The 1,963-nt window shown below is 36.6% G+C and carries 1 protein-coding gene; it reads right to left on the bottom strand.

Going from position 1 to position 1,963, the window contains the following annotated elements; translation table 11 throughout:
• Positions 1 to 97 precede the first annotated feature (97 nt).
• Positions 98 to 1,831, bottom strand: a complete 1,734-nt coding sequence (locus tag HT669_RS09365) for an IS1634 family transposase (RefSeq protein ID WP_172922364.1) — start codon at positions 1,829 to 1,831, stop codon at positions 98 to 100.
• Between the last annotated feature and the right edge of the window lie 132 nt (positions 1,832 to 1,963).

Genomic DNA, 1,963 nt, shown 5'->3' with positions numbered 1-1,963 from the left:
TCCCATCTTTGACAGTTTTTCGAAATCAAAGAGCCCCTAAATACTGATATGACAGCTTTTCGGAGCTCTTTTTCTCTTTTTAAAAAATGCGTACTTTTTATCTAGATTTGGTTTTCTTAAAAATTTTTTTCATATTTTTTTCGCTTATAATCTCAAAATCAGTTTGGAAACCAAATGCTTGGTGGAGTTGATCCGTGATAGTTGTTCTGGTGTAAGTTGGAAGATATCCTGCTCCATAAAGATGTTTGAACTTGTAATTGCGTAAGGTTTGGATGAGTTCTGAACAGGTGACTGTTTCTCCTAGTTGTTTTTCCAAGAGACGATAAATCATTAGTGCTAGGAAACAAATAGTGAAATGTGCTTGAATCCTATCTGAACGGCTGAGATAAACGGGTCTGGCTCGTAGTTCCTGCTTCATGATACGAAAACTCTCTTCAATTTCCCACCGCCTTTGATTGATGACTACAATTGTCTGGATATCTTCATCTAGATTAGTGGCTACGGCGTAGAGACCATCATATTGAGCCTCTTCTTGAATCCGTTCCTCATCAAGAGTTAGAATCCTTTTCTCGGCGATTTCCCCTTCTTTGGTAGTACTTGTTTCTTTCAGAAATCTCTTAAAATCGGTTTGTCTCTTCTTGGTAGCTTGGCTGGGCTTGCCCAGTAACTTACTAGCCCGTTCAATCTGTCTCTCTCGTATCGTTCGATGATAGTCTTGATATTTAGTAGAAAAGGTCACAATCAAGCGTTGATTTGGTAAATCTTCATCATAAAAAGGAGATTCTTTAAAGAAGAGCTGTTTTTTTAATTCCTCTCTGTGCTCTAGCTCATCCAGATTGTAAAAGATAGGATTCTTATCCCCAACCATTCGCCAACCACTTTTATCCAAAGCCCAGTCTCTGTATTCTTTCTTTAACTTCTTGATAGATTGAGTTGTGACATAGGAACGTTCCCCAAAAGAATTGTACATCTTATTGGCTTTTGATGAGAGTCCAGCATCTGTACAGACTACAAATTTTGAAGCCTTGTACTCCTTGACAATCTTTCTTTCTAATGGTTTAAGAGTAGTTTGTTCATTTGTATTTCCAGGGTGGATACAGAAAGCTAGGGGAATTCCTTGTTTGTCCATAAAGAGTCCCATCTCCACAATTGGATTTGGGCGATGTTCTTTAGATGGACCGTATTGTCTCAGAAGTCCTTCCTCATCTTCAGCTTCAATTTCAAAATAGAAGTTAGTACAATCATAGTAGAGAACTTCTGTCTGTCGTTGGGTCATCTTTTTTGAAGTTTGATAGGTTTGTTCTTGTATAAACTCTGTTTCATTAGAAATAACTTCAAGAGCCCGATAAAAATGTTGGAGTTCAAATTCTTTAGGTTCGAGTAATGTTTTTGAAAATTCTAGGGTGGATCGTTTTGAAGCAGGAGCTAGAATCCGTCCATAAATCAATCGAGATAGGATATCATCTAGAGAGAAATTAAAACGATGTCGTTTTTGGATTTCTTTGTTAATTCTAGGCAAATCTAGTTGATGATAGAGGTCTTGTAGGAAGAGATAGCCTCCATGATATTCGTTCAATTGATTTTGTTTTAACTGTTTGTTCTGACTAAAAGTAATGAGGAAATCTTTATTTTCTTCTTTTTCTTTCTCAGTTAATTCCTTGGCACGTAAACGAGCCCACTCAAGAGGTTCCATATCAGGATGTTCTTTTAAGAGTGTGTTATGATTGCCTAAGTTTTCTACGATAGTAGAAGTCCGTTTATTTCTAACCTTGATGTCTTTAATAATAGCGTAGTTGATAGTGTTTTTTGACTTTGATTGTTTCACTCTCATCTTTTTATACCTCGCTCTATTATAACAAAGTACGGAAAAGTACGCAAATAAAAAACGGTGAAATTTGACAAGAAAATCCCCTTATATCAACCTTTATGAGGAGTTTTTCACTTCACAACTGTCAAAGTCCCG

This window comes from Streptococcus sp. 2100 (assembly GCF_013276335.1).
In the GTDB taxonomy this organism is placed as follows: domain Bacteria; phylum Bacillota; class Bacilli; order Lactobacillales; family Streptococcaceae; genus Streptococcus; species Streptococcus pseudopneumoniae.
The sequence above is the reverse complement of the archived record's forward strand: the minus strand, read 5'-3'. Positions and strand labels throughout refer to the sequence as shown.

Bases quoted from the DNA above. Each gene is read 5' to 3' on its own strand.
- HT669_RS09365 (WP_172922364.1), bottom strand. From the start codon at position 1,831: ATGAGAGTGAAACAATCAAAGTCAAAAAACACTATCAACTACGCTATT.